Annotated in this window: 25 protein-coding genes and 1 pseudogene; 21 read left to right on the plus strand and 5 right to left on the minus strand. The window is 58.5% G+C overall.

The annotated features are described in order from the left end of the window. Positions 1-13: 13 nt before the first annotated feature. Positions 14-772, minus strand: coding sequence for a 5'-methylthioadenosine/adenosylhomocysteine nucleosidase (locus ACQ4WL_RS14980; protein ID WP_436510472.1), 759 nt, complete (start codon positions 770-772; stop codon positions 14-16). Between the two features lie 837 nt (positions 773-1609). On the opposite strand from ACQ4WL_RS14980, the gene ACQ4WL_RS14985 reads away from it, so the two are divergent. The 8 genes from ACQ4WL_RS14985 (at position 1610) to ACQ4WL_RS15020 (ending at position 10996) form a co-directional block, all read left to right on the plus strand. Beyond that, positions 1610-1831 (plus strand): hypothetical protein, encoded by a 222-nt coding sequence (locus ACQ4WL_RS14985; RefSeq protein ID WP_436510473.1) that lies wholly within the window; start codon positions 1610-1612, stop codon positions 1829-1831. Between the two features lie 426 nt (positions 1832-2257). Then, positions 2258-3883 carry a GMC family oxidoreductase gene (locus ACQ4WL_RS14990; RefSeq protein WP_436510474.1) on the plus strand — a complete coding sequence of 542 codons (1626 nt, stop codon included), beginning with the start codon at positions 2258-2260 and terminating at the stop codon, positions 3881-3883. Positions 3884-4016: 133 nt separating this feature from the next. Beyond that, on the plus strand, positions 4017-4787 hold the full coding sequence (locus ACQ4WL_RS14995; RefSeq protein ID WP_436510475.1) for an ABC transporter ATP-binding protein: 771 nt from the start codon (positions 4017-4019) through the stop codon (positions 4785-4787). Next, positions 4787-5515, plus strand: a complete 729-nt coding sequence (locus ACQ4WL_RS15000; RefSeq protein ID WP_436510476.1) for an ABC transporter ATP-binding protein — start codon at positions 4787-4789, stop codon at positions 5513-5515. The genes ACQ4WL_RS14995 and ACQ4WL_RS15000 overlap by 1 nt, the downstream gene beginning before the upstream one ends. Before the next feature lie 70 nt (positions 5516-5585). Then, on the plus strand, positions 5586-6794 hold the full coding sequence (locus ACQ4WL_RS15005) for an ABC transporter substrate-binding protein (RefSeq protein ID WP_219887696.1): 1209 nt from the start codon (positions 5586-5588) through the stop codon (positions 6792-6794). A 159-nt stretch (positions 6795-6953) separates the two neighbouring features. Then, positions 6954-7838 carry a branched-chain amino acid ABC transporter permease gene (locus ACQ4WL_RS15010; protein WP_034752662.1) on the plus strand — a complete coding sequence of 295 codons (885 nt, stop codon included), beginning with the start codon at positions 6954-6956 and terminating at the stop codon, positions 7836-7838. Positions 7839-7869: 31 nt separating this feature from the next. Beyond that, positions 7870-8850, plus strand: a complete 981-nt coding sequence (locus tag ACQ4WL_RS15015; RefSeq protein WP_436510477.1) for a branched-chain amino acid ABC transporter permease — start codon at positions 7870-7872, stop codon at positions 8848-8850. An 82-nt stretch (positions 8851-8932) separates the two neighbouring features. Next, a complete protein-coding gene (locus ACQ4WL_RS15020; protein WP_436510692.1) occupies positions 8933-10996 on the plus strand; it encodes a 3-hydroxybutyrate oligomer hydrolase family protein in 2064 nt (687 codons plus the stop codon). Positions 10997-10999: 3 nt separating this feature from the next. Here ACQ4WL_RS15020 and ACQ4WL_RS15025 read toward each other — a convergent pair whose 3' ends face one another. The 3 genes and pseudogenes from ACQ4WL_RS15025 to sugE all read right to left on the minus strand — a co-directional run bounded on the left by ACQ4WL_RS15025 (position 11000) and on the right by sugE (position 12908). Next, a complete protein-coding gene (locus ACQ4WL_RS15025; RefSeq protein WP_436510478.1) occupies positions 11000-12157 on the minus strand; it encodes an iron-containing alcohol dehydrogenase in 1158 nt (385 codons plus the stop codon). 85 nt (positions 12158-12242) lie between these two features. Then, positions 12243-12576 (minus strand): annotated as a pseudogene (ndhC, locus tag ACQ4WL_RS15030) (NADH-quinone oxidoreductase subunit A). A gap of 11 nt (positions 12577-12587) precedes the next feature. Beyond that, positions 12588-12908 carry a quaternary ammonium compound efflux SMR transporter SugE gene (gene sugE / locus ACQ4WL_RS15035; RefSeq protein WP_436510479.1) on the minus strand — a complete coding sequence of 107 codons (321 nt, stop codon included), beginning with the start codon at positions 12906-12908 and terminating at the stop codon, positions 12588-12590. 318 nt (positions 12909-13226) lie between these two features. Between sugE and mnmG the strand changes: the two genes are divergently transcribed. The 13 genes from mnmG to ACQ4WL_RS15100 all read left to right on the plus strand — a co-directional run bounded on the left by mnmG (position 13227) and on the right by ACQ4WL_RS15100 (position 25135). Then, positions 13227-15164 (plus strand): tRNA uridine-5-carboxymethylaminomethyl(34) synthesis enzyme MnmG, encoded by a 1938-nt coding sequence (mnmG, locus tag ACQ4WL_RS15040; RefSeq protein ID WP_436510480.1) that lies wholly within the window; start codon positions 13227-13229, stop codon positions 15162-15164. Next, complete coding sequence (gene rsmG / locus ACQ4WL_RS15045) at positions 15161-15805, plus strand: 16S rRNA (guanine(527)-N(7))-methyltransferase RsmG (RefSeq protein ID WP_436510481.1); 645 nt, start codon at positions 15161-15163, stop codon at positions 15803-15805. The genes mnmG and rsmG overlap by 4 nt, the downstream gene beginning before the upstream one ends. A 159-nt stretch (positions 15806-15964) precedes the next feature. Then, a complete protein-coding gene (locus ACQ4WL_RS15050; protein ID WP_426073610.1) occupies positions 15965-16735 on the plus strand; it encodes a ParA family protein in 771 nt (256 codons plus the stop codon). Positions 16736-16877: 142 nt separating this feature from the next. Then, complete coding sequence (locus tag ACQ4WL_RS15055) at positions 16878-17762, plus strand: ParB/RepB/Spo0J family partition protein (RefSeq protein ID WP_436510482.1); 885 nt, start codon at positions 16878-16880, stop codon at positions 17760-17762. A 270-nt stretch (positions 17763-18032) separates the two neighbouring features. Beyond that, complete coding sequence (locus tag ACQ4WL_RS15060; protein ID WP_436510483.1) at positions 18033-18401, plus strand: ATP synthase subunit I; 369 nt, start codon at positions 18033-18035, stop codon at positions 18399-18401. 51 nt (positions 18402-18452) lie between these two features. Beyond that, the gene (gene atpB / locus ACQ4WL_RS15065) at positions 18453-19262 is read left to right on the plus strand and encodes a F0F1 ATP synthase subunit A (RefSeq protein ID WP_100875074.1); all 810 of its coding nucleotides are present in this window, start codon (positions 18453-18455) and stop codon (positions 19260-19262) included. A 59-nt stretch (positions 19263-19321) separates the two neighbouring features. Beyond that, a complete protein-coding gene (gene atpE / locus ACQ4WL_RS15070; RefSeq protein WP_010393790.1) occupies positions 19322-19603 on the plus strand; it encodes a F0F1 ATP synthase subunit C in 282 nt (93 codons plus the stop codon). Positions 19604-19646: 43 nt separating this feature from the next. Beyond that, a complete protein-coding gene (locus ACQ4WL_RS15075) occupies positions 19647-20117 on the plus strand; it encodes a F0F1 ATP synthase subunit B (RefSeq protein WP_096232952.1) in 471 nt (156 codons plus the stop codon). A 2-nt stretch (positions 20118-20119) separates the two neighbouring features. After that, positions 20120-20665, plus strand: a complete 546-nt coding sequence (locus tag ACQ4WL_RS15080; protein WP_071080008.1) for a F0F1 ATP synthase subunit delta — start codon at positions 20120-20122, stop codon at positions 20663-20665. Between the two features lie 78 nt (positions 20666-20743). Further along, entirely contained in the window at positions 20744-22285 is a 1542-nt protein-coding gene (gene atpA / locus ACQ4WL_RS15085; protein WP_071080007.1) for a F0F1 ATP synthase subunit alpha, read from the plus strand. A gap of 62 nt (positions 22286-22347) precedes the next feature. Next, a complete protein-coding gene (gene atpG, locus ACQ4WL_RS15090) occupies positions 22348-23223 on the plus strand; it encodes a F0F1 ATP synthase subunit gamma (protein WP_436510484.1) in 876 nt (291 codons plus the stop codon). Between the two features lie 29 nt (positions 23224-23252). Then, a complete protein-coding gene (gene atpD / locus ACQ4WL_RS15095) occupies positions 23253-24653 on the plus strand; it encodes a F0F1 ATP synthase subunit beta (RefSeq protein WP_071080005.1) in 1401 nt (466 codons plus the stop codon). Positions 24654-24715: 62 nt separating this feature from the next. Further along, entirely contained in the window at positions 24716-25135 is a 420-nt protein-coding gene (locus tag ACQ4WL_RS15100; protein ID WP_065307860.1) for a F0F1 ATP synthase subunit epsilon, read from the plus strand. A gap of 75 nt (positions 25136-25210) precedes the next feature. Here ACQ4WL_RS15100 and rsgA read toward each other — a convergent pair whose 3' ends face one another. Further along, positions 25211-26275, minus strand: a complete 1065-nt coding sequence (gene rsgA, locus ACQ4WL_RS15105; protein WP_436510485.1) for a ribosome small subunit-dependent GTPase A — start codon at positions 26273-26275, stop codon at positions 25211-25213. Between the last annotated feature and the right edge of the window lie 83 nt (positions 26276-26358).

Below are 26358 nucleotides of genomic sequence, written 5' to 3' on the forward strand. Positions count from 1 at the left end.
GCTTGAATGAAAATCAGCCAGCCAGGCGCTGGCATAGCTGCTGAATGACCGTCAACGCGTACGGCGAGGCGACGGTCTGCACGAAGCGCATGAAGTCGACGGCGGCCTCTTCGTTGGCGTTGTCGGAAATGGTGCGCATGACCGTAAATGGCACGCCCAGTTCAAAACATACTTGCGCCACGGCGGCGCCTTCCATTTCAACGGCCAGCAGATCGGGAATATCCGCTTTCAGCTGGTTCATATGCGCGGCGCTGCTGATGAACTGGTCGCCGCTGGCGATCAGGCCGCGGTGGACTTGCGCGTGCTGCAAGCCAAATGCCACGATATCGGCCGCCTTGAGCACGCTGGAAACATCGTCACGCAAAAAATCTTCCGCGGCAGCTGCCAGTTGCGTGCTCAGTTCCAGGTCCGTAGCAAAGCGCTGCAGTCCCGTCAGCGGAACTTCGAAGCGGGGAAACAGGGGGCGAGCGTCCATATCGTGCTGCAGCAATGCTTCAGCCACCACGATGTCGCCAACTTTGACGTGTTTATCCCCACTGCCGGCCACGCCGGTGAAGACGATGTGGGTAACTCCATACTTTTCCACAAGGATAGAAGCTGTCATGGCAGCGGCAACCTTGCCCAGACGCGACAGGACGCACACAGCGTCGATATTCCACAGGGTCCCCAGGGTGTAGTCGCGCATGCCGTACGAACGCCTCTGGGGGCCTTGCATGGCTTCTACCAGCCCCTGCTGTTCTTCGTGCAAGGCACTGATGATGCCTAAACGCATTTTCTTGTGTGAATTCATGCTGTTTTTACAGGTTTTTTTTGATTGCCAGACGGTTTACAAGGTGAAAACAGCCGTTTCGGCGGCTTTTCCACCGTTTGCGTTTGTCTCTGTGTTTTAAATAAAGATGTATACATAAAAATAGTAGTGATAGTAAACGGCCATTTTTTTGTGGATAAGTCGGTATACCGTCGAAAAATCATCGACTTAACGCGCAAAAAAGTAGGCGCACAAGCATTGTATCCAGTGAGGACTTGTTTGGGATAAAAATTGAGCTGTGGACAAAGATCGACTTTTCCCACATGTCATCCTGTGGATATGCAGGCACTTATCCACAGCAACAAGCAAAAATCACGGGTTTTCTTGCTGTAGTGGCATGTTTGACGTGGCGCGTGTGCATTGATCCTTGTCCGGCAATCAACGTTGAGGGATGACGAGCGCGGTTCTTTCGCTGACGTGAGCGTCCAGTGGATTTCTGCAAGACGGTTTGGCAGTGGATCTTGCTGTCGCCGTTGGCTTCTTTTTTTTGATGCTTTTTGCCTGCTTTTTGGGAATATCCCCGGACTTCCGCTTTTTTTATCGGTTTACAATAAAGTTATATATAAAAATAGTAGTAATAGTAAACGTGGTTTTTTCTGTGGATAAGTCGCTTTTTTTCAACAGGATCAAGCGTTTACACGCAAAATAAAGCGTGCATAATCGCTGTATCACGCGAGGAGCAAAATTGTATAAAATGCGGGTCTGCGCAAAAGTTCGTGTTTACGCACAAGTCATCCTGTGGATATCAAGTGACTTATCCACAATCGTTTCAAATTTCCCCTCTTTTTGCCATCGAACTGCTTGCTGGCCCAGTGCCTGGTCAGGCCTGTTGACGTTTCCATTTTGCAAAACGGTTTGGTATTGCTTGTCTGCGTGATGCCGGCCGCGCCGGTTTTCGTCGCTCAGTTGTTGGCGCGATTTTTTTTGTCAGCAAAAGTGGCTTGCCATTTTTTTGATGAAAGGCTTGCCGGCGTTGTTGACGGCGAAGGGCATGCAAAGCGCACGTTGTCGGGTTTACCTTAATAAGATCGTAAACAAGAATAGTAATAGTAGTTAACGGTGGCATCTTCTGTGGATAAGTCCCGATTTATCCTTGTAAACAATCGCTTGGCGTGCGGACAAGCGCTGAGTAAGGCTTGTATCTGCCTGGGATGGTTTCTGGACAAAAAAACGTCGCTGGAAAAAATTTTCGTTTACGCACATATCGTCCCTGTGGATATCCATACGGTTATCCACAGCCTGCAACCCCTGTTTTGCGCTGTGTTTTACCTTGCCGTGACGCTAGCCCATACCGCTTGCCACGATTAATGTCGCCCTGGCCCGGCACTGGTGGTAATCTCAATACGGCTCAGCAGCCATGCATGCATGAAGAAAGACAGACTCTGGTAGCGGAACGCGGTGGGGAGACACGCCGCGCGACAGCTTGATGGCATACCGAAAGGAGCTTCATTGGAATCGGCAGGCGAATACGACTACATCATCGTGGGCGGCGGCACGGCAGGTTGCGTGCTGGCCAACCGCCTTACACGCGACAAGAATGCCAACGTTTTACTCGTGGAAGCGGGCGGCAAGGACGATTATGTGTGGATCCACATCCCCGTCGGCTATCTGCATTGCATCGGCAATGCCCGCACGGATTGGCTGTATTCCACGCAGGCGGACGCGGGCCTGGGCGGGCGCAGCCTGATCTATCCGCGCGGAAAAGTGCTGGGCGGTAGCTCTTCCATCAACGGCATGATCTATATGCGCGGCCAGGCTGGCGATTATGACCACTGGGCGGACCTCACGGACGACGCCTCCTGGCGTTGGGACAAAGTATTGCCGCTGTTTAAACAAAGCGAGGATTACTACGGCGGTGCGTCGGAAAACCATGGCGTGGGCGGCGAATGGCGCGTGGAAAAACAGCGGCTGTCGTGGGATATTTTGAATGCGTTCCGCGACGCGGCGCAGCAGGTTGGCATTCCAAAAACCAGCGATTTCAATGGCGGCGACAATAGCGGCAGCGCGTATTTCGACGTCAACCAGCGCCGCGGCATCCGCTGGAATACCTCGAAAGCATTTTTGAAACCGGCTGCGCGCCGCCCGAATCTGACCATCATGACGGGCTGCCACGTGGAACGTCTGCTGCTGGAAACTTCGGAGTCGGGGCCGCGCTGCACGGGCATCGTATTTTCGGGCGGCGGCACGCAATGGCAGGCGACGGCCAAACGGGAAACCTTGCTGACGGCGGGCGCCATTGGTTCGCCGCAATTGCTGCAATTGTCCGGCATCGGCCCGGCCGCCTTGCTGCAGCAGCATGGCATCGTGCCCGTGCTCGATGTTGCCGGCGTGGGCGGCAATTTGCAAGATCATTTGCAGCTGCGCATGGTTTACAAGGTGCAGGGCGTGAAAACCCTGAATGTGATGGCCAGCAATATCGTTGGAAAAATGCAGATCGGCTTGCAATATGCGTTGTTCCAGAGCGGGCCCATGTCGATGGCGCCGTCGCAGCTGGGCGCGTTTGCCAAGTCCGATCCGCAGCAAGTCACGCCGAACCTGCAATACCACGTGCAACCGCTCTCCTTGGATAAATTCGGCGAGCCGCTGCATGCATTTCCCGCGTTTACGGCCAGCGTGTGCAATCTGCGCCCCACCTCGCGCGGCCATGTGCAGATCGCATCGGCCGACAGCTATGCGGCGCCGAACATCGTTCCTAACTATCTCAGTACGCAGCAGGATCGCAGCGTCGCAGCCGACGCCTTGCGCCTGACGCGGGCCATCGCCGCCGCGCCAGCCCTGAAAAAATTCGCTCCGGAAGAATACAAGCCTGGCGTGCAATTCCAGAGCGAGGAAGAACTGGCGCAGGCGGCCAGCCAGATCGGCACCACCATCTTTCATCCGGTGGGCACCTGCCGCATGGGCCTGGCCAGCGATGCCTCTAGCGTGGTCGACAGCCAGTTGCGCGTGATTGGCGTGGCTGGACTGCGCGTCGTCGATGCCTCCATCATGCCCTACATTACTTCTGGTAATACGAACTCGCCGACGGTGATGATCGCGGAAAAAGCGGCGCAAATGATACACGCGACCTGGAAATGACCGCGTAAAAGCACGGGTTTGCGCCATTCGGGCTGGCGCAAAATCCCCGTAGTTATACTGTATTGTGCGTTAAATTTAAGTTGTGTATTATAAAAATGACTAAGTAGTACAAAAAGTACAACTAGGAGACACGATGTCAAACATAATCTTGGAAACAAGAAATTTGACCAAGGAATTCAAGGGTTTCACCGCTGTGAGCGAGGTGAACCTGAAGGTAGAGCGGGGCCATATCCACGCCTTGATCGGTCCGAACGGCGCCGGCAAGACCACGTGTTTTAACTTGCTCACCAAATTTCTGGTCCCCACTTCCGGACAGATCCTGTTCAATGGGAAAGATATCACGGCTGCCAAACCGGCCCAGATCGCCCGCATGGGTGTGATCCGCTCATTCCAGATTTCTGCCGTCTTTCCGCATTTGTCTGTGCTGCAAAATGTGCGCATCGGCTTGCAGCGCCAACTGGGCACTTCGTTCCACTTCTGGAAAAGCGAACGTTCCTTGAACCAGCTCAACGACCGCGCAATGGCCTTGCTGGCCGAGGTCGACCTGACAGAATTTGCCGACACCATCACGGTCGACATGCCGTATGGGCGCAAGCGGGCGCTGGAAATTGCCACCACCCTGGCGATGGAGCCGGAAATGATGCTGCTCGACGAACCGACCCAGGGCATGGGCCACGAAGACGTGCACCGCGTCACCGAACTGATCAAGAAAGTCTCGGCTGGCCGCACGATTTTGATGGTGGAACACAATATGAGCGTGGTCTCTGGCATCTGCGACAAGATTTCCGTCCTGCAGCGCGGAGCCACGCTGGCCGAAGGCAGTTACGCGGAAGTGTCGCGCAATCCGCAAGTGATGGAAGCGTACATGGGCACCACCCACGCCGAACTGGAAGGGGCGCATTGATGGCGACACAAGCGAATGGCGGCGCACCCGCGCTGGAAATTGCACAGCTGCACACCTGGTATGGCGAATCGCACATCCTGCACGACGTGAATCTGAAAGTGGAGCAGGGCGAAGTGGTGACTTTGCTGGGCCGCAACGGCGCCGGCCGTACCACCACCTTGCGCGCCATCATGGGTTTGACGGGGGCGCGCACGGGCTCCATCAAAGTCAATGGCGTCGAAGCGATAGGTTTGGCCACGCACAAAATCGCCCACCTGGGCATCGGCTATTGTCCCGAAGAGCGCGGCATTTTTTCATCGCTGTCGACCGAGGAAAACCTGATGCTGCCGCCGACCCTGGCCAGCGGCGAGAAAGGCATGTCGGTAGAAGAAATCTACGCCATGTTCCCGAATTTGCAGGAGCGCCGCCACAGCCAGGGCACGCGATTGTCGGGCGGGGAACAGCAGATGCTGGCCGTGGCACGCATCTTGCGAACGGGCGCGCGCATGCTGCTGCTCGATGAAATATCCGAAGGCCTGGCGCCCGTCATCGTGCAAGGCCTGGCGCGCATGATCACCACCCTGAAAGCGAAGGGTTACACCATCGTCATGGTGGAACAGAATTTCCGGTTTGCCGCACCACTGGCAGACCGGTTTTATGTGATGGAGCACGGTCAGATCGTCGAGACCTTTGCTGCATCCGAACTGGAAGCCAAGATGCCGGTATTGACCGAGCTGCTTGGCGTGTAATGCCCATGTAGTTCCGTATCGTCGTCGAGCAATCGTTTAAATAGCAAACAATAATCCCAACGGAGACACTATGAAACGTAACGCTATCGCCATTGCCACCGCCACTCTTTGCGCATTGGGCTTTTCCGCTGCCGCGCACGCCCAGGTATCGGGCGACACCATCAAGATCGGGTTTATTTCTGACATGTCGGGCGTGTATTCCGACGTCGACGGCCTCGGTGGCGCGGAAGCCATCAAGATGGCGATCGCCGATGCCGGCGTTGTTCTTGCAGGCAAGAAGGTGGAATTCATTTCCGCCGACCATCAAAACAAGGCCGACATCGCCGCTTCGAAGGCGCGCGAATGGTTCGACCAGCAAGGCGTCGACATGCTGATCGGCGGCACCAATTCCGGCGCCAGCCTGGCCATGGCCAAGGTCGCGGCGGAAAAGAAAAAAATCTTCATTGCCATCGGCGCCGGTTCCTCGCGCCTGACAAATGAAGAATGCACGCCCTACACCGTGCATTACGCCTACGACACCGTGGCGCTGGCGCGCGGCACGGGTGGCACCATCGTCAAGCAGGGCGGCAAGAGCTGGTATTTCATGACGGCCGACTACGCGTTTGGCCATTCGCTGGAAAAAGACACGGCCGAGGTCGTCAAGGCGGCCGGCGGCAAGGTGCTGGGCAGCGTCAAGCATCCGCTGGGCGCGTCGGATTTCTCTTCCTTCCTGCTGCAGGCGCAGGCAGCCAAGCCGCAAATCCTGGGTCTGGCGAATGCCGGCGGCGACGCCATCAACAGCATCAAGGCGGCCAACGAGTTCGGCTTGACGAAATCGATGAAACTGGCCGGCTTGCTGATCTTCATCAATGACATCCATTCGCTGGGCTTGAACCTGACGCAAGGCATGTACCTGACCGATGGCTGGTACTGGGACTTGAATGCGGACACGCGCGCCTGGTCGAAACGCTATTTCGCCAAGATGAAGAAAGAGCCGTCGATGCTGCAGGCGGCCGACTATTCGGCCGCGGCGACCTACCTGAAAGCCGTCAAGGCGCTGGGGACGGATGACACCGAGAAAGTCATGGCGTATCTGAAGAAGACCAAGATCAACGACATGTTCACGCAGAATGGCGAAGTGCGTCCCGATGGCCGCATGGTGCACGATATGTACCTGATGGAAGTCAAGAAGCCGTCCGAGTCGAAATACCCATGGGATTACTACAAGGTGGTCGCCACCGTGCCCGGTGCGCAAGCGTATGTGACCAAGGCTGAATCGAAGTGTTCGCTGTGGAAGTAAGGCTGTAGCAACATCCATGGAGTGCCCGCCGCTGCGCGGGTGCTCCGTCCTGCACGCTTCGCCCGCAGGGTTCGCCTTGCGCCGCCGCGCCAGTCTGCGGTGGCGTGTTTCCCTTGATACCACATCGTCGTCCGACGGTGCTTTTTATACTGTGATGCCATGGAAATTTTCGGCGTTCCAATACAAGCGATGATGAGCCAGCTGCTGCTGGGTCTCGTCAACGGCTCGTTCTATGCCATGTTGTCCCTCGGTCTGGCCGTCATCTTCGGCTTGCTCAACGTTATTAATTTCTCGCACGGCGCCATGTACATGATGGGCGCCTTCCTGGCCTGGATGGGCCTCAGCTATTTCGACATCAATTACTGGGCCATGCTGGTCATCGCCCCGATCCTCGTCGGCCTGGTCGGCATTCTGATCGAAAAGACCATGCTGCGCTGGCTGTATAAACTCGACCACCTGTATGGCTTGCTGCTGACCTTTGGCATCACCCTGATCATGGAAGGCGTGTTTCGCTCGTTCTATGGCGTCTCGGGCCAGCCGTATGCAGTGCCTGAAGCGCTGGCCGGCGCGACCGACCTCGGCTTCATGATCTTGCCGAACTACCGCGCCTGGGTGGTGATCGCCTCGCTCTCCGTGTGCCTGGCCACCTGGTTCGTCATCGAAAAAACCAAGTTGGGCGCCTACCTGCGGGCCGGCACGGAAAACCCGAAACTGGTGGAAGCGTTCGGCATCAACGTGCCGCTGATGGTGACGTTGACATTCGGCTTCGGCGTGGCGCTGGCCGGTTTCGCCGGCGTGCTGGCCGCACCGATCATTCAGGTTTCGCCGCTGATGGGCTCGAACCTGATCATCGTCGTGTTTGCCGTGGTGGTGATCGGTGGCATGGGTTCCATCATGGGCTCTATCCTGACGGGCCTGGGCCTGGGCGTGATCGAGGGCCTGACCCGCGTGTTCTACCCGGAAGGCTCGGCCACCGTGGTGTTCGTGGTGATGGTCATCGTGCTGCTGTTGCGTCCCGCCGGCCTGTTCGGCAAAGAAAAGTAATCCTCATCAGTCATGTATTGGAGCTACCACGATGAATAAAAATGTAGGCTACGCCATTGCCTTGCTGCTGGCCTTGGCGGCCCCGTTTTACGGCTATCCCGTCTTTCTGATGAAGTTGCTGTGCTTTGCCCTGTTTGCCTGCGCCTTCAACTTGCTGATCGGCTACACCGGCTTGCTGTCGTTTGGCCACGCGGCCTTCTTCGGCGGCGCCGGTTATGTCACCGGCTACGCGCTGCGCACCTGGGGCTGGCCAACCGAACTCGGTTTGCTGGCCGGCGTCGCCACGGGAGCCTTGCTGGGCCTGCTGATCGGCGGCCTGGCGATCCGCCGCCAGGGCATCTACTTTACGATGATCACCCTGGCGCTGGCGCAGATGGTGTACTTTCTGGCCTTGCGCCTGCCGTTCACGGGCGGCGAGGATGGCTTGCAGGGTGTTCCACGTGGAACCTTGCTGGGCACGATAGACCTGGGCAATGATACCGTCCTGTATTACTTCGTGCTGGCCATCTTCATCGCCGGCTTTGCCCTGATCGTGCGCACCATCCACTCGCCGTTCGGACAAGTGCTTAAGGCGATCAAGGAAAATGAACCGCGCGCCATTTCGCTCGGCTACGACGTCAACAAGTACAAGCTGATGGCCATCGTGCTGTCCGCTTCGCTGGCCGCGCTGGCCGGTGCCACCAAGACTCTGGTGCTGGGCTTTGAAACCCTCACCGATGTGTACTGGGGCATGTCGGGTCTGGTCGTGCTGATGACCTTGGTGGGCGGCATGGGCACCTTGTCCGGCCCCATCCTCGGTGCCGTGCTGATCATTGCGCTGGAAAACAAGCTGGGCGATGTCGGTACCTATCTGGCCACGCACACGGGTATCGAGTGGTTCGGCACCCTGGGCGAATCGGTGGGCATGGTCACCGGCGTGATCTTCGTCATCTGCGTGCTGCTGTTCCGGCGCGGCATCGTCGGCGAAGCCATCGCGCGCTTCGGCGGCAAGGCTGCCAAAGCCGCTGTCTGATTTTCAAGCAACGCCGGACGGATCGTCCGGCGTTTTTCATTGTGCGTCTACTGTTACTTCAACGGAGAGTACCACCATGCAAATGACGATCACGCGCGCGGGCACTACTGGCATGAGCCTGTGCACCCTGCTGGCGTTGGCAGCCTGCGGCAGCAACCATGCGCCGGAAGAACTGAACCAGATGCCAGGCTACCTGGGCTCCATCACGCGGGCCGACTACGATGGCAAGACGAACGATCTGCTGACGGCCGGGCTGGGCAAGACGGGTCTGGCGGGCGCCGCACCCGCGTATGCGAACGTGGAACAGCCGACGCCGCTCGAACTGCGCCGCAATGCCATCTACGCCAATTATCGCGCCGTGCTCGACATTGCCGCCAACAGCGGCTACGGCACCCTGTACGGACCGAACGTGGATGCGTCGGGGAACGTGGGCATGGGCGAGGGCCTGGTGGCGGGCAGCGAATACATCGCCTATGCCGACGATGGCACGGGCAAGAAGAATATCACCTTGATGGTGCAAGTGCCGGCCAGCTTCGATCCCGAGCATGCCTGCATCGTCACGGGCACGTCCAGCGGCTCGCGCGGCATCTACGGTGCCATCGGCAGCTCGGGGGAGTGGGGTTTGAAGAAGGGCTGCGCCGTGGCGTATGCTGACAAGGGGTCCGGCACGGGCCTGTATGTATTTGAAGGCGACAGCGTCAACTTGCAGAACGGCGTGCGGGCAGGCAGGGGGGCCGCCGGCAAGAATGCGCTCTTCGCGCCGGACTTGAGCGACGCCGACAGGGTGGCCTGGGCCGTTGCCAACCCGAACCGCATCGCCTTCAAGCATGCGCACTCGCAGCAGAACCCGGAAAAGGACTGGGGCAAGGCCACCTTGCAGGCGGTCGAGATGGCCTATTACGTCTTGAACGAACGCTATGGCGTGCTGGCCCGCGACGGTAGTTCACGCGTCGTGCGCCTGACGCCGAAGAACACCATCACGATAGCATCGAGCATTTCCAACGGCGCCGGCTCGGCCTTGCTGGCGGCGGAACAGGATAGCAAGGGCTTGATCAGTGGCGTGGCCGCCAGCGAGCCGCAAGTCCAGCCGGCAGCATCGAGCACCTACAGCGTGCGCCAGGGCGGAGTGGTAGTCGCCAATCCGGGCCGTGCACTGTTTGACTATGCCACCTATGCGGCCCTGTATCAGCCGTGCATCGCTTCCATCGCGGGCAATGCGGGACGCTGCACGGCGCTGGTAGCCAAGGGGCTGTTGAATGGCGCCGACCTGGCGGCGCAGCAGGCGGATGCGAAACAGCGCTTGCGCGCGTATGGCTGGCTGGTCGATTCCGATCCGCTGCAGGCGGCGCATGCAGGCACAAATATCCTGGTGGCCGTCACGTATGCCTATGCCTACGGCAAGTTCCCCGTGACAGAAAAGGTATGTGGTTTCACGTTTGCGCAGACGGATGGCAGCGGCAATCCGATCGCGTTTACTGCGGCGCAAAAGGCGGCCAGCTTTGCCGCGCAAAACGGCATACTCGGCAGTGTCGTCTACGAGCACAGCGTGGGTGGCGCCAAGGTCTATACGGCCGGTGTGTCGCCGTCAAACAGCTTGGCGGACCAGTCGCTCGATGGTTTCCTCTGCCTGCGCAGCCTGGCGACGGGGCGCGACGCCGTCAGCGGTGCCGCCTTGCAGGGTACGCTTGCCACGCAGAGCGTGCGCGTGCGGGCAGGCATGGCCGAAGTGGCGGCCAGCGGCAAATTGAATGGCAAGCCGGCCATCATCGTTCATGGCCGCAGCGATACCCTGATTCCCGTCAATCACGCTTCGCGCGCCTATCTTGGCCTGAACGCCGCGGTGGAAGGGGCGAATAGCCGCTTGCGCTATATCGAGGTGACGAACGCCAATCACTTTGATTCCTTCAGCAGTGCCTTGCCGACACTGATCGTGCCGCTACATGTGTACCTGAACCGGGCACTCGATGCCATGTATGCGCATTTGTCGGCCAGACAGGCCTTGCCGCCATCGCAAGTGGTGCGCACGGTAACACGCGCCGATGCGTCGACCTTGATCACGACTGTCAACGTGCCGGCGATAGAGTCGACCCCTGCGGCAGGCAATGCGATCAGTGTGGCGGGGGCGGTGGTGGATGTACCCAACTGAGTGTCATAGCGCGGCCGCATAGATGGCGCGGGCATCCTCGCGTGTGACGACGCGCGGATTGTTGCCCAGTAATCGCGTCTGCAGCATGGCATCGTCGGCCAGCTGGTCCAGGTCGCTCGCCGCGATGCCCACCTCGCGCAGTGTGCGCGCGATGCCGGTGGCGCGCGTCAGCGCCTGCATGGCGTCGATCAGGGCCATGGCCCGGGCTTCTTCGCTGCCCACGATGCCGGGCTGGAGAATGGCGGCCAGCTGCGCATACAGGGGCGCCGCGCTGGACAGATTGAAACGCAGCACGTGCGGAAGCACCAGCGCATTCGACAGGCCATGTGGCACGTGGAATAGACCACCGATGGGATAGGCGAGCGCGTGTACGGCTGCGACGGGCGCATTGGCAAACGCCTGGCCGGCCAGCATAGCGCCCAGTAACATGGCCTGGCGTGCCGGCAAGTTGGCGCCATCGCGGCAGGCCGTGAGCAAATTGCTGGACAGCAGTGATAGCGCCTGGATGGCCAGCATGTCGGAGAATGGATTTTTCAGCAGGCGGCTGGTGTACGCTTCGATGGCGTGCACCATGGCGTCGATGCCGGTGGCGGCTGTCACGGCGGGCGGCAAGCCCAGGGTCAGGCCGGCGTCGAGGATGGCCAGGTCCGCATACAATTGCGGCGCGACCACGCCCATCTTGCTGGTGGCACCCGTGGTGACGATGGCGATATGTGTGACTTCCGAACCTGTGCCGGCCGTGGTCGGCAATTGCACCAGAGGCAGGCGCTGGCCGGAGACATTGCCGATGCCATATAGTTGCGCCAGCTCCTGGTGCCCGGGGGCCAGCACGGCGATCAGCTTGGCCACGTCCAGCGAGCTGCCGCCACCGAGGCCGATAATCAGTTCCACGTGAAACATTTGCGCCTGGGCCACGCCGGCCAGCACGATCGCTTCGGGAGGATCGGCCTGTACCTCGGCAAAGACGTGGACCTCGATCCCCGCCGCCTGCAAGCTGTGCAGGGGAGCATCGGCCAGGCCCGTACGCAGGAAGCCCGCGTCGGTGACGAGCAGGGCGCGGCGCACGGTCGGGAAGTGATGGGCGATGTGCGCGCCCAGTTGGGCGGCGGCGCCCGGTTCAACGATCAGATGCGGCACGGTGCGGAACTGGAAGGCGGACATGCAGACTCCTGACAGTGAGGACAGAAGCCAAGCTTACCCCGCTTTCCTGTCCCGCGCATGTTTCACGTGGAACCAGAAGCGGGGGCTACTCCCACTCCAGCGCGCCGCGTTTCCATTCATAGGCCAGGCCGACGGTCAGCAGGTTCAAGAAACCCATGACGGCCCAGAAGCCTGGCAAGCCGAGTTCGTTGACGTTGGCCGCCCATGGCATCAGGAAGATCACCTCGATATCGAACAGAATGAAGAGGATGGCGACCAGGTAGAAGCGGATGTCGAACTTCATGCGCGCGTCGCCGAACGCTTCGAAGCCGCGTTCGTACTGGGACAAATTTATGCGGACCCAGCACGCGCCCCAGCAGCATGGGTACGATGCCGATCAGAATGAACAGGAGGACGGGGAAATAGTGTTCGAGGAGCATGGGGATTCCTCTCAGTGGCTGGACGACAGTTTCATCAGTACGATGCCGCACACGATGAGGACGGCGGCGCACACGCGCACGGTGTTGACTTGCTCGCCCAGAAAGACGATGCCGACGATGAAGGCGCCGACGGCACCGATACCGGTCCAGATGGTGTAGGCAGTGCCCAGGGGCAGGGTGCGCATGGCTATCGACAGCAAGCCGAAGCTGGCGATCATCATGACGATGGTCATGACGGAAGGGGTGAGTCGGGTGAAACCCTCGGAGAGTTTCATCGAGTATGCCCACACGACTTCAAACATGCCGGCAATCAGTAAAAGTATCCAGGCCATGGCGGCTCCTTATACAGAGCGGGCCGTCCCGGTGTGTACCCATGATGGGGGAGGCCGTCCTCCTGGATGATCGTCACTATGGCCACTGGCGTGACCACGGTGTTGCTGACGATGCGGCAATTGTAGCAAACATTGCCCGCCGCTGCAGCCCCATCGCCAGCCCGGTAAGTGTTCCACGTGAAACAGAAATCACCGATTTCTTGCCACTGCTGAGTAAAAATTAAGCAAAAATTGGCCCGTGGAAGGTTGCGCTCGTAAAAAGACTCTATAATCGGAGCTCTCTTCCCGCATTTTTACTTGCACTGTTACCTATTTATCATGTTATTTCCTACAGAATTCGACGTCATCGTTGTCGGTGGTGGTCACGCCGGTACCGAGGCGGCCCTCGCTTCCGCCCGCATGGGGCAGAAGACGCTATTGCTCACGCATAATATTGAGACACTGGGCCAGATGTCGTGCAACCCCTCCATCGGTGGTATCGGCAAGGGCCACCTGGTCAAGGAGGTCGATGCCATGGGCGGCGCGATGGCGATTGCCACCGACGAGTCCGGCATCCAGTTCCGCATCCTGAACTCCTCGAAAGGCCCGGCAGTCCGCGCCACGCGCGCCCAGGCCGACCGTATTTTATACAAGGCCGCCATCCGTACGCGCCTGGAAAACCAGCCGAATTTGTGGCTGTTCCAGCAAGCGGTCGATGATTTGATCGTCGAAGGCGAGCGCGTCGTCGGCGCCGTGACGCAGATCGGTTTGAAGTTCCTGTCGCGCGCGGTGGTGCTGACGGCTGGCACTTTCCTCGACGGCAAGATCCACGTGGGCTTGAATAACTACTCGGCCGGCCGCGCCGGCGATCCGCCCGCCATTTCGCTGTCCGCCCGCTTGAAGGAATTGAAACTGCCGCAGGGCCGCTTGAAAACGGGCACGCCGCCGCGCATCGATGGCCGCACGATCGACTTTTCCGTGATGCAAGAACAGCCGGGCGACCTCGATCCGGTGCCCGTCTTTTCCGTCATGGGCAACACGTCCATGCACCCGCGCCAGGTGCCATGCTGGGTCACGCATACGAATAGCCAGACACACGACATCATCCGCGCCGGCCTCGATCGCAGCCCCATGTACACGGGCGTCATCGAGGGCGTGGGCCCCCGTTATTGCCCGTCCATCGAAGACAAGATCCACCGTTTCGCGGGCAAGGAATCGCACCAGATCTTCCTCGAGCCGGAAGGCTTGACGACGCATGAGTTCTATCCGAACGGCATCTCCACCAGCCTGCCGTTCGACGTGCAGATCGCCCTGGTGCAATCGATGAAGGGCATGGAAAACGCGCACATCCTGCGCCCCGGCTACGCCATCGAATACGATTACTTTGACCCGCGCGGCTTGAAAGCCTCGCTGGAAACGAAGGCCGTGGCCGGCCTGTTCTTCGCCGGCCAGATCAACGGCACCACCGGCTACGAAGAAGCGGCCGCGCAAGGCATGCTGGCGGGCCTGAATGCAGCCTTGCTGACGCAGGACAAGGAAGCCTGGGTACCGGGCCGCTCCGAGGCGTATCTGGGCGTGCTGGTCGACGACCTGATCACCCAGGGCGTGCAGGAACCGTACCGCATGTTCACCAGTCGCGCCGAGTACCGCTTGAGCCTGCGCGAAGACAATGCCGACATGCGCCTGACGGAAATCGGCCGCACCCTGGGCTGCGTCGGCGACGCCCAATGGCAAGCGTTCGAGACCAAGCGCGAAGCGGTGGCGCTGGAACTGCAGCGCCTGCGTTCCACGTGGGTCAATCCGCGCATCCTGGCGGCTGCCGAATCGGAACGCATCGTCGGCCAGGCCATCGAGCGCGAGTATTCGCTGGCCGATTTGCTGTGCCGCCCGAACGTCGCCTACGACACGCTGATGAGCATGACGGGCATGGAAGGCCAGGCCCTGGCCGGCCCCGGCGTGCAGGATCCCGCCGTGCGCGAGCAGGTGGAAATCCAGCTCAAATATGCGGGCTACATCGAGCGCCAGAGCAAGGAAATCGAGCGCCACGAGCACTATGAAAACCTGGCCTTGCCGGAAGGTTTTAATTACCTCGATATCGGCGCGCTGTCGGTCGAAGTGCGGCAAAAACTCGACAAGCAGCGCCCGGAAACCCTGGGCCAGGCCTCGCGCATTTCAGGCGTGACGCCGGCGGCGATTTCGCTGCTGCTGGTGCATTTGAAAAAGCGCGGCTTCGGTGCCGCGCAGACCACCACTTTAAAGGACGAGGTTGTTGAATGAAGCAGTTTGACCGGGCCGCACTGGCCCCCATTTTGAATGAAGGCATCGCCGCGCTGGGGCTGGACCTGAGCGCGGATCAGACGGAAAAACTGCTCGATTACCTGGCCTTGCTGGCCAAATGGAATAGCGTGTACAACCTGACGTCGGTGCGCGATCCGATGCAGATGCTGACCCTGCACGTACTCGATTCGCTGGCGGCCGTGCCCGCATTCGCGGACGCCAAAAACGTGCTCGACGTGGGCGCCGGTGGCGGCTTGCCGGGCATGGTATTGGCCATCGCGCGGCCCGACGTAAAAGTATCGATGATCGACACGGTGCACAAGAAGACGGCATTCCTGACGCAAGTGAAGGCGGAACTGGGCCTAGCCAACGTGACCGTGTACACGAAGCGGGTGGAACAGCTGGAAGTGCAGCAGAAATTCGACGTCATCACCTCGCGCGCCTTCGCCGACCTGTCCGACTTCGTCAACTGGTCTGGCCACGTGCTGGAAGAAGGCGGTCAGTTCATCGCCTTGAAAGGGGTGGCACCGCCAGACGAGCGCGAGCGACTTCCAGCGGAATGGCAAGTTACAGAGCTACGCGCAATCGCGGTGCCAGGGCTAAATGCAGAGCGTCATCTGGTCTTTATAGCAAGAATTTAAAAGTCGGAAATTAAATAGTATAAATAATTTATACGATATAAATGATATAAACCGTATAAACGATTTATATCGTATAAATGAAATAAACAGTATAAATCGTTTCGGTCAACATGCCGGGGCGCACGATGAAGTTTGCATCTCTTTACAACTAGAAGATACATGGCCAAAATTTTTTGTGTAGCAAATCAAAAGGGTGGTGTTGGTAAAACCACAACAAGCGTCAACCTTTCCGCCGGTCTGGCCAAGTTGAACCAGCGCGTGCTGCTGGTCGACCTCGACCCGCAAGGCAATGCGACCATGGGCGCCGGCATCAACAAGGCCGGCCTGAAGGCGTCCACCTATGAAGTCATGCTGGGCGAGTCCGATGTCAAGACGGCACGCCAGCGTTCGGAAGCGGGGCGTTTCGATGTCTTGCCGTCGAACCGCGAACTGGCCGGCGCCGAAGTGGAGATGGTCGACCTGGACAACCGCGAACGCCGCCTGAAGGATGCGCTGGCCGAAGTCGACAGCGAATATGACTTCATCCTCGTTGATTGCCCGCCGGCATTATCGATGCTGACCCTGAACGGCCTGTGCGCCGCGCATGGCGTGATCATCCCGATGCAGTGCGAGTACTACGCGCTGGAAGGCTTGTCCGACCTGGTCAACACCATCAAGAAGGTGCATGCCAACCTGAACCCCGATTTGAAGATCATTGGTCTCTTGCGCGTGATGTTCGATCCACGCATGACATTATCACAACAAGTGTCGGCCCAACTGGAGCAGCACTTCGGCGACAAGGTTTTCAATACCATCATCCCGCGCAATGTGCGCCTGGCCGAAGCGCCATCGTACGGCGTGCCCGGCGTGACCTTCGACCCCAGCTCGAAAGGTGCCCAGGCGTATATCGCCTTCGGCGCCGAGATGGTCGAGCGCATCAAACATATGTAAACAGCGGCACCGGGGTCAGACCCTTGGGTCTGACCCCAGCTTTAGCAGTTGGGTTGAAAACTGCCAACCCCAAGAAAAATACTGGGGTCAGACGGGGACGCCGAGTCCCGAAGGGTCTGACCCCTTAGTTAGTTAGGACAGCATGGCTACGAAAAAATTAAAAGGACTGGGTCGCGGACTCGACGCCCTGTTGGGCGGCGGCGGCGACTTCGCCAGTCCGGACACGCATCAACCGTCGAACTTGCCCGTGTCGCAAATGCAAGCCGGCAAATACCAGCCGCGCACGCGCATGGACGAGGGGGCCCTGAATGAACTGGCCGCCTCGATCAAGGCGCAAGGACTGATGCAGCCCATCCTGGTGCGCCCGATCGGGCAAGACACCCTGAGCGGACTTGTCAAATATGAAATCATCGCCGGTGAGCGCCGCTTCCGCGCTTCGAAGCTGGCTGGCCTGACGGAAGTGCCGGTGCTGGTGCGCGATGTGGACGACCTGGCCGCCGCGGCCATGGCGCTGATCGAGAATATCCAGCGCGAAGACCTCAATCCCCTGGAAGAGGCGCAGGGTATCCACCGCCTGATCGCCGACTTCAATTTTACGCATGAGCAAGCGGCCACTGCGCTGGGACGCTCGCGCAGCGCGGTGTCGAACCTGTTGCGCCTGATGAACCTCGCCAGCCCCGTGCAGACCATGCTGATGGCCGGCGATATCGACATGGGCCATGCGCGCGCCTTGCTGGCCGTCGATGCGGCCAGCCAGATCACGCTGGCCAATCAGGTGGTCGCCAAGCGCCTGTCGGTGCGCGAAACGGAAAAGCTGGTCACCCGCACGGTCGAAGAGGCGGCCAACCCCGTCGAGCCGCGGCAGAAGGAAAAGTCCGGCGACATCGCGCGCCTGGAAGAAGAGTTGTCCGATGCGCTGGCCACGCCCGTGGTGTTCAAAATGGGCAACAAAGGCCGTGGCCAATTGGTGATCGATTTTGCAGATCTTGACGTGCTCGATGGCTTGTTGACCCGCTTGCGTGGTTAAATAGCAAGCTGCAAAGACACGGGGAGTGTGGGTGTGGACAATCCGGCCATGCTTTCCAGATGCACCACGTGATTCCTTGATAACACGGCTGGAAGCGGCCAGACAAGCGACTTTGCCATATAGTGGTGCAAATGGCGGCGAATAGTCGGTAAAGCGTCAGTTTCGCGCCGCAATCGCCCTGCTGCGGTGCAGCAACGTTTGACTCTATAGATCAAAGCCAACTATAATCCCGTGTCTTTGCGTGTGTAGATTTTTCTGGGAACCTGGCAATTGAGTGATTCACAACAAAGTATTGCCAAGCCCGTCTACAAAGTAGTTGCCTTGCAGCTAGCAATCGTGATCAGCTTTGCCACGCTCACCCTGTTTTTCGGTGGTAGTGTCAGAGGCTGGTCCGCCGCATGCGGCGGTGCGATCGCCGTCGCCGGCAGTCTGGCGTATGCCTTGCTGGTGGTTCGCGGTAGTAGCGACGCCAAAAAGGCTTTTCGCGCGCACGTGCGTGCGGAAATGGTGAAAATATTTATTACAGCGGTGCTGTTTATATTGGCACTGGTGTTGTTTCAGTCGGCCGCCTGGTTATGGCTGATCTTGGGTTTCGCGGTGGCAACCTTAGCATACTGGTTTTCATTGCTCGCTGTTTAATCATTGGTTTTGGGGCCTGTTGTGCTCTGAAACGACAAATCTAAATTCATTATGACCACAGAACACGCTATTGAAGCGGGCCATGCTGCCCCGGCCAACGCCACAGAATACATCAGCCACCACTTGACCCACTTGAAAAGCGCCGATGGCGCCTTCAATCTGGACACCTTCTGGGTGTCTGCCATCATGGGCTTTGTTTTCCTTGCCGTTTTCTACATGGCTTCGCGCCGCGCGACGGCCGGTGTTCCTGGCAAACTGCAAAACTTCGTCGAAATGATCATGGAAATGGTCAATGAAACTATTAATGGGGCCTTCCACGCAAAAAGCAAGATCATCGCGCCGCTGGCCATCACGATTTTCGTGTGGGTCTGGTTGTTGAACGCAATGGACTTCTTGCCGGTGGACCTGCTGCCGACAGTGTTGAGCTGGTTTGGCGTGCACAAGCTGCGCGTGGTGCCGACCGCCGACGTGAACCATACTTTTGGCATGTCGTTGTCGGTCGTTCTGTGCATTATCGCGTTTTCCATCAAGGCCAAGGGCCTGGGCGGCTGGATCAAGGAATTGTTTACCGCACCTTTCCATGCAAGTGGCATCATCGGCACGATCTTGTTGGCACCAGTTAATTTCTTGCTGCAAATGGTTGAGTTGGTTGCAAAACTGATCTCCCTGTCGCTGCGACTGTTCGGCAATATGTATGCCGGCGAGCTGATTTTCATCTTGATCGCGTTGTTGCCTTGGTGGGCACAGTGGGCGTTGGGTGGTCCATGGGCAATTTTCCATATCTTGATTGTAACTTTGCAAGCTTTTGTGTTTATGGCGTTGACGGTTGTGTATCTGAGCCTTGCGGTTGAGAAACATTAATCAGCAACTTTATATTTTGTTTTTTTAGTATCTTTCGTTTTTAAATTTAGGAGAATTTTATGCAAGCTCTGATCGCACAAGTACAAAGCATGACCGTTCTGGCAGCAGCAATCATCATCGGCCTGGCCGCAATCGGCACCGCTCTGGGCTTCGCTATTCTGGGTGGCAAATTCCTGGAAGCTTCGGCACGTCAACCAGAACTGATGCCACAACTGCAAACCAAATTGTTCGTTATCGCTGGTCTGCTGGATGCTATCTCGATGATCGGCGTTGGTATCGCTCTGCTGTACACGTTCGCTAACCCGTTCCTGGCTCCATTGATGGCTGCTGTTGCTCAGTAATTCGCTCCAATCCTAGGAGAAACTTTTAGTCAGGAGCAAAGGTATGGACATCAATATGTCGCTCATCGGCCAGATGATCACCTTCGCGGTGTTGGTCTGGGTCTCGATGAAGTTCGTATTTCCAGCGCTGAACACAGCGCTGGATGAGCGTGCCAAACGAATCGCGGATGGATTGGCTGCGGCCGATCAAGGTCAGGCTTCGATGGCTGTCGCTGAAAAGCGTGCGCAAGAGGCATTGAACAGTGCACGTGAAGAAGCGTCGCAACGCGTTGCGGACGCTGAAAAGCGCGCGCAGCTGGTTGCTGAAGAGATCAAGCAAAATGCACAAGCTGAAGCTGCGCGTATCATTGCGCAAGCCCAGTCGGACGCCGAACAGCAACTGTCGAAAGCACGCGAACAATTGCGCGCTCAGGTGGCTGACCTGGCTGTCAAGGGTGCCGAGCAGATCTTGAAGCGTGAAGTCAACGCTACGGCTCACGCCGAAATGTTGCAGCGTCTTGCTGTCGAGCTGTAATCATGGCAGAACTCGCAACCGTCGCCCGTCCCTACGCGGAAGCTTTGTTCCGCGTAGCCCAAGCTGGTAAGGAGTCAAGCAACCTCGCGGCGTGGTCCGAACTGGTGTCCGAACTGGCACAGATCGGTAGCCACCCCGAGGTACAGGCGTACGCGCGCAATCCGAAAGTTTCGGAAAGCGACGTCGCCGCCACCATCCTGTCGTTGTTGAAATCGCCGCTCAATGAAGAAGTCAAAAACTTCGTCACGTTGTTGATCGAAAATGGCCGCATCAGCCTGCTGCCGGAAATCGGCGCGCAATTCCATGCCTTGAAAAATGGTCTGGAAGGTGCGGCTGACGCCGAGATCACGAGCGCTTTCGATCTGAGCGAAGGCCAAACGGCCGAGCTGGTCGCAACGCTGGAAAAGAAATTCAGTCGTAAGCTCAACCCTGCCGTCACAGTGGATCCATCGCTGCTCGGCGGCGTGCGCGTGGTTGTTGGCGACCAAGTGCTCGATACCTCGGTGCGCGCCAAGCTGCAGCAACTGCACGCTGCACTGGTGTCGTAAGACACGCGCTTCGGCAGGCCAGCTAAGACAGACCCTTACCCCTCGCGCAAGCTGAGAGAAACACTTTTAGGAGTTAGTATGCAACTCAACCCATCTGAAATCAGCGAGTTGATCAAGAGCCGGATCCAAGGTCTTGACGGCGGCGCTGAAGTGCGTAATCAAGGCACGGTTATTTCCGTCGCCGACGGTATCTGCCGCATCCACGGTTTGTCGGACGTGATGCAAGGCGAGATGCTGGAATTCCCAGGCAACACGTTTGGCCTGGCAATGAATCTGGAACGCGACTCCGTCGGTTCCGTGATTCTGGGTGCCTACGAGCACATCTCCGAAGGCGACACGGTGAAATGCACCGGCCGCATTCTGGAAGTGCCAATTGGTCCTGAGCTGCTCGGCCGCGTTGTCAACGCGCTGGGTCAGCCAATCGACGGCAAAGGCGCCATCGACACGAAACTGACGGCCGCGATTGAAAAAATCGCTCCGGGCGTGATCGCCCGTGAGTCCGTTTCGCAACCAATGCAAACCGGCCTGAAGTCGATCGATGCGATGGTTCCAGTTGGCCGCGGCCAGCGCGAACTGATCATCGGCGACCGTCAAACCGGCAAGTCGGCTGTGGCGATTGATGCGATCATCAATCAAAAAGGCCAGGGCATGAAATGTATCTACGTCGCGATTGGCCAAAAAGCCTCGTCGATCAAGAACATCGTGCGCTCGCTGGAACAGCACGGCGCGATGGAATACACCATCGTTGTCGCCGCTTCCGCTTCGGAATCGGCCGCCATGCAATACATCTCGCCGTACTCCGGTTGCGCCATGGGCGAATACTTCCGTGACCGCGGTGAAGATGCACTGATCGTCTACGATGATCTGTCCAAACAAGCTGTTGCATACCGTCAAATCTCGCTGCTGCTGCGCCGTCCACCAGGTCGCGAAGCGTACCCAGGCGACGTGTTCTACCTGCACAGCCGCCTGCTGGAACGCGCAGCACGCGTGAACGCCGACTACGTCGAGAAGTTCACCGACGGCGCCGTCAAAGGCAAGACCGGTTCCCTGACGGCACTGCCGATCATTGAAACGCAAGCTGGCGACGTGTCCGCATTCGTTCCAACCAACGTGATTTCGATTACCGACGGTCAGATCTTCCTGGAAACCTCGCTGTTCAACGCCGGTATCCGTCCTGCCATTAACGCCGGTATTTCCGTATCGCGCGTCGGTGGCGCCGCCCAGACCAAGGTCATCAAAAACCTGTCCGGTGGTATCCGTACCGACTTGGCGCAGTACCGTGAATTGGCCGCGTTTGCGCAGTTCGCATCCGACCTCGATGAGTCGACCCGCAAGCAGCTGGACCGTGGTGCCCGCGTGACGGAATTGCTCAAGCAAGCCCAGTACTCGCCACTGTCGATCTCGCTGATGGCCGTATCGCTGTTCTCGGTGAACAAAGGCTTCATGGACGACGTGCCAGTCAAGCAAGTGCTGTCGTTCGAAGCTGGTGTCCACGCTTACATGAAGACCAAGCAAGCTGCTCTGCTGGCCAAGATCGAAGAAACCAAGCAACTCGACAAAGACAGCGAAGCAACTCTGTCGGCGGCCATTGCTGATTTCAAGAAATCCGGCGCATATTAAGCGGCCAGGCGGCGCCCACCTCGAGTGAGGCGCCGCCCTACGCGCAGAAGGAGTAAGGACTCATGGCATCAAGCAAAGAGATACGAGGCAAGATCAAGAGCGTAGAGAATACGAAGAAGATCACCAAGGCGATGGAAATGGTCGCCGCGTCCAAAATGCGCAAGGCGCAAGACCGGATGCGGGCCGCTCGTCCCTATAGTGACAAGATTCGGAATATCGCCGCCAATCTGGCGAATGCCAATCCGGAATACACGCACCCGTTCCTGGCAGCTGCCCAGGGTACGCAAGCGAAGGCAGTGGGTTTCATCGTTGTCACGACCGACAAGGGTCTGTGCGGCGGCATGAACACCAACATCCTGCGCCAGGTGACGTCGAAGTCGCGCGAGCTGGAAGCAGCTGGCAACCGGATTGAAGCAGTTGCCATCGGTAACAAGGGTTTGGGTTTTTTGAATCGCATCGGCGTCAAGATCATTGCGCACGCCATTCAAACCGGTGATACGCCCCACCTGGACAAATTGATCGGACCTGTCAAGGTCATGCTCGAAGAGTTCCAGGCAGGCAAGCTCGACGCAGTGTACCTGTGCTACACCAAATTCATCAACACGATGAAGCAGGAACCAGTGGTCGAACAGTTGCTGCCCCTGACGGCTGACAAGATGGTCGCCGACAAGAGCGCACACTCGTGGGATTACATCTACGAGCCGGATGCGCAAAGCATCATCGACGAATTGCTGGAGCGCTATGTAGAAGCGCTGGTGTACCAGGCAGTCGCGGAGAATCTGGCGTCCGAGCAATCGGCACGGATGGTCGCGATGAAAGCTGCAAGCGACAACGCGGGTAGTGTGATCGGCGAACTGAAGCTGATCTACAACAAGACCCGCCAAGCTGCGATTACCAAAGAACTCTCCGAAATCGTCGCCGGTGCGGCTGCGGTTTAAACGAATTTAACTATATTGAAGGAACGAACATGGCTGATGGCAAAATCGTTCAGTGTATCGGCGCTGTGGTGGACGTTGAGTTTCCCCGCAACGCGATGCCTAAGGTATTTGATGCCTTGAAGATGGCAGGCTCGGAACTGACCCTGGAAGTACAACAGCAGTTGGGCGACGGCATTGTCCGTACCATTGCACTCGGCACGTCCGATGGCTTGCGTCGCGGCATGATGATCCAGAACACCGGCAAACCTATCATGGTGCCAGTCGGTAAAGCAACCCTGGGTCGCATCATGGACGTGCTGGGCAACCCGATCGACGAATGCGGCCCAGTGTCGCACGAGCAAGTCGCGTCGATCCACCGCACCGCTCCTGCATACGACGAACTGTCGCCATCGCAAGAACTGCTGGAAACCGGCATCAAGGTGATCGATCTGGTTTGCCCGTTTGCAAAAGGCGGTAAAGTTGGTCTGTTCGGCGGCGCTGGCGTAGGCAAGACCGTCAACATGATGGAATTGATTAACAACATCGCCAAAGCGCACAGCGGCGTGTCCGTGTTCGCCGGTGTGGGTGAGCGTACGCGTGAGGGTAACGACTTCTACCACGAGATGGCTGACGCGAAAGTGGTCGATCTGGAAAATCCAGAGAACTCCAAAGTAGCGATGGTCTACGGTCAGATGAATGAACCGCCAGGTAACCGTCTGCGCGTTGCGCTGACCGGCCTGACGATCGCTGAATCGTTCCGTGATGAAGGCAAGGACGTTCTGTTCTTCGTCGACAACATCTACCGCTTTACGCTGGCCGGTACCGAAGTCTCGGCACTGCTGGGCCGTATGCCGTCGGCTGTGGGTTACCAACCGACCCTGGCTGAAGAAATGGGCCGTCTGCAAGAGCGTATCACGTCGACCAAGACCGGTTCGATCACCTCGATCCAGGCCGTCTACGTTCCAGCCGATGATTACACCGATCCATCGCCTGCTACCACGTTTGCTCACTTGGATTCGACCGTTGCGCTGTCGCGTGACATCGCTTCCCTGGGTATCTACCCAGCCGTGGATCCACTCGATTCGACCTCGCGTCAGCTCGATCCGTTGATCGTTGGTCAAGAGCACTATGACACCGCGCGTGCCGTGCAAACGACCCTGCAACGCTACAAAGAATTGCGCGACATTATCGCGATTCTGGGCATGGACGAGCTGGCACCGGAAGACAAACTGCTGGTCGCCCGTGCACGTAAGATGCAGCGTTTCCTGTCGCAGCCTTTCCACGTCGCTGAAGTCTTTACCGGCGCGCCTGGTAAATACGTTTCGCTCAAAGACACGATCAAGGGCTTCAAAATGATCGCTTCGGGCGAACTCGATCACCTGCCGGAACAAGCGTTCTACATGGTCGGCACGATCGAAGAAGCAATCGAAAAAGCCAAGAAACTTAACTAAGTTAAGTCTGGGCCTAACCCCGCCCTTTACACGGCGGGGTTCTTCAACCCGATAGGATACACATGGCACACACAATTCACGTTGACGTGGTTTCCGCTGAAGAACTGATTTTTTCAGGCGAAGCAGAATTCGTCGCGTTGCCGGGTGAGCAGGGCGAGCTGGGTATCTACCCACGCCACACGCCTTTGATTACCCGCATCCGTCCGGGCGCGGTCCGCATCAAGGTAGTCGGTCAGGCTGAAGAAGAGTTCGTCTTCGTTGCTGGCGGTCTGCTGGAAGTGCAACCTGACACCGTGACCGTCCTGGCCGATACCGCGATCCGCGGTCACGACCTCGACGAAGCGAAAGCGCTGGAAGCGAAGAAGTTGGCGGAAGAAAATATCCACAACAAGGATTCGGGCATCGACTACGCGCAAGCGCAAGCCGAGCTGGCCAGCGCGATTGCGCAGCTGGCAGCGATCCAGAAGCTGCGCAAGCATTAATTTGCTCGCACGCAGTAAAACAAAAAGGCAGCCTTCGGGCTGCCTTTTTTTTCAGCAAACTGATTTCAGTAAAAATTAGCGGCGCTTGTCCTTTCCCCTTTCCAGTCCCGCCTTCAATATCGTCTTCCACTTGGCGCGCGCGGCAATGCGCTCGAGCGGCGTCTCGTCGATGCGCCGGGCGTCGCGCAGCAGCTTGTGATAATTGCGCAAGCGGTCGGCATCGACGGCGCCGCGCACCTGGCAGCCTGGTTCGCTGGCATGCTGGCAATCGCGGAACTGGCACGTCGATGCGAGCGCCGCAATATCGTCAAACGTGGCCGCCAAGGTCTCCGCATCGGCATCGGCTCGCCAGCTGCGTAAGCCCGGCGTGTCGATGATGCAGGCACCGCTGGAGCACAGGTGCAAGGAACGCGCCGTCGTCGTATGCCGTCCGCGTCCATCGCCATGGCGCACACCGTTGGTTGCCTGCTGCGCCGCGCACAGCGTATTGGTCAGGCTGGACTTGCCGGCGCCCGATGAACCGAGCAGTACCAGGGTCTGGCCAGCGCCCAGCCAGGGTTCCAGGATGGCCACGTCATACGCATGGCGCGTATCGATGGCAAACAGCGGCACGTGCGACGGCAGACGGTGTTTCAGTTGCGCCAGCTTGCCCGGCACGTCGTCGGCCATGTCGGCCTTGCTCAGTACCACCACGGGCATCACTCGCGCCGCCAGCACGATGGACAGATAGCGTTCCAGGCGGCGCGGGTTGAAGTCCCCATCCAGTCCCATCACCAGCAGGGCCGTATCGACATTGCTGGCGAGTACCTGGCGCCGGCCGTCATTGCCGCGCCGGGCGATTTGCGTGACCGGGGATAAGTACTCCCTTATCCACAGCGTGCCCTGAGGATCCTGTTCGGCGGCGACCCAGTCGCCCACAGCAAGGATGGTGTCCTGCGCCTGCAGCTCGTGCAGCAGGCGCGGCAGGATCCGTGACGGCTGTTCCAGGATGCCATCGTGCACGCCGATGCTGTCGCGGTGCACGGCGCTCACGCGCAGCAGCTGCGCGGCGGGGGAAGATACGTTGAGTTGGGTGGCTGCGCCGGCGATGGCCTGCTGCAGCCCGATAAGGCGTAGTTGCGCAAAATCGAATGCGATCATGGTAGCGTGATTCCAAATTCTATCGTCCGCGTGCGGACGTGAAGCCTGCGCGTGCAGGCACCGCCAGTCGCGATGACTGGCAC

The organism is Janthinobacterium kochi (genome assembly GCF_051380715.1).
Lineage (GTDB): Bacteria > Pseudomonadota > Gammaproteobacteria > Burkholderiales > Burkholderiaceae_D > Janthinobacterium.

What these genes read in the sequence shown, in the direction of transcription:
- ACQ4WL_RS14980 (WP_436510472.1), bottom strand. Translation starts at nt 772, where the DNA reads ATGCGTTTAGGCATCATCAGTGCCTTGCACGAAGAACAGCAGGGGCTG.
- ACQ4WL_RS14995 (WP_436510475.1), top strand. Translation starts at nt 4,017, where the DNA reads ATGTCAAACATAATCTTGGAAACAAGAAATTTGACCAAGGAATTCAAG.
- ACQ4WL_RS15000 (WP_436510476.1), top strand. Translation starts at nt 4,787, where the DNA reads ATGGCGACACAAGCGAATGGCGGCGCACCCGCGCTGGAAATTGCACAG.
- ACQ4WL_RS15005 (WP_219887696.1), top strand. Translation starts at nt 5,586, where the DNA reads ATGAAACGTAACGCTATCGCCATTGCCACCGCCACTCTTTGCGCATTG.
- ACQ4WL_RS15010 (WP_034752662.1), top strand. Translation starts at nt 6,954, where the DNA reads ATGGAAATTTTCGGCGTTCCAATACAAGCGATGATGAGCCAGCTGCTG.
- ACQ4WL_RS15015 (WP_436510477.1), top strand. Translation starts at nt 7,870, where the DNA reads ATGAATAAAAATGTAGGCTACGCCATTGCCTTGCTGCTGGCCTTGGCG.
- ACQ4WL_RS15020 (WP_436510692.1), top strand. Translation starts at nt 8,933, where the DNA reads ATGACGATCACGCGCGCGGGCACTACTGGCATGAGCCTGTGCACCCTG.
- ACQ4WL_RS15025 (WP_436510478.1), bottom strand. Translation starts at nt 12,157, where the DNA reads ATGTCCGCCTTCCAGTTCCGCACCGTGCCGCATCTGATCGTTGAACCG.
- sugE (WP_436510479.1), bottom strand. Translation starts at nt 12,908, where the DNA reads ATGGCCTGGATACTTTTACTGATTGCCGGCATGTTTGAAGTCGTGTGG.
- mnmG (WP_436510480.1), top strand. Translation starts at nt 13,227, where the DNA reads ATGTTATTTCCTACAGAATTCGACGTCATCGTTGTCGGTGGTGGTCAC.
- rsmG (WP_436510481.1), top strand. Translation starts at nt 15,161, where the DNA reads ATGAAGCAGTTTGACCGGGCCGCACTGGCCCCCATTTTGAATGAAGGC.
- ACQ4WL_RS15050 (WP_426073610.1), top strand. Translation starts at nt 15,965, where the DNA reads ATGGCCAAAATTTTTTGTGTAGCAAATCAAAAGGGTGGTGTTGGTAAA.
- ACQ4WL_RS15055 (WP_436510482.1), top strand. Translation starts at nt 16,878, where the DNA reads ATGGCTACGAAAAAATTAAAAGGACTGGGTCGCGGACTCGACGCCCTG.
- atpB (WP_100875074.1), top strand. Translation starts at nt 18,453, where the DNA reads ATGACCACAGAACACGCTATTGAAGCGGGCCATGCTGCCCCGGCCAAC.
- atpE (WP_010393790.1), top strand. Translation starts at nt 19,322, where the DNA reads ATGCAAGCTCTGATCGCACAAGTACAAAGCATGACCGTTCTGGCAGCA.
- ACQ4WL_RS15075 (WP_096232952.1), top strand. Translation starts at nt 19,647, where the DNA reads ATGGACATCAATATGTCGCTCATCGGCCAGATGATCACCTTCGCGGTG.
- ACQ4WL_RS15080 (WP_071080008.1), top strand. Translation starts at nt 20,120, where the DNA reads ATGGCAGAACTCGCAACCGTCGCCCGTCCCTACGCGGAAGCTTTGTTC.
- atpA (WP_071080007.1), top strand. Translation starts at nt 20,744, where the DNA reads ATGCAACTCAACCCATCTGAAATCAGCGAGTTGATCAAGAGCCGGATC.
- atpG (WP_436510484.1), top strand. Translation starts at nt 22,348, where the DNA reads ATGGCATCAAGCAAAGAGATACGAGGCAAGATCAAGAGCGTAGAGAAT.
- atpD (WP_071080005.1), top strand. Translation starts at nt 23,253, where the DNA reads ATGGCTGATGGCAAAATCGTTCAGTGTATCGGCGCTGTGGTGGACGTT.
- ACQ4WL_RS15100 (WP_065307860.1), top strand. Translation starts at nt 24,716, where the DNA reads ATGGCACACACAATTCACGTTGACGTGGTTTCCGCTGAAGAACTGATT.
- rsgA (WP_436510485.1), bottom strand. Translation starts at nt 26,275, where the DNA reads ATGATCGCATTCGATTTTGCGCAACTACGCCTTATCGGGCTGCAGCAG.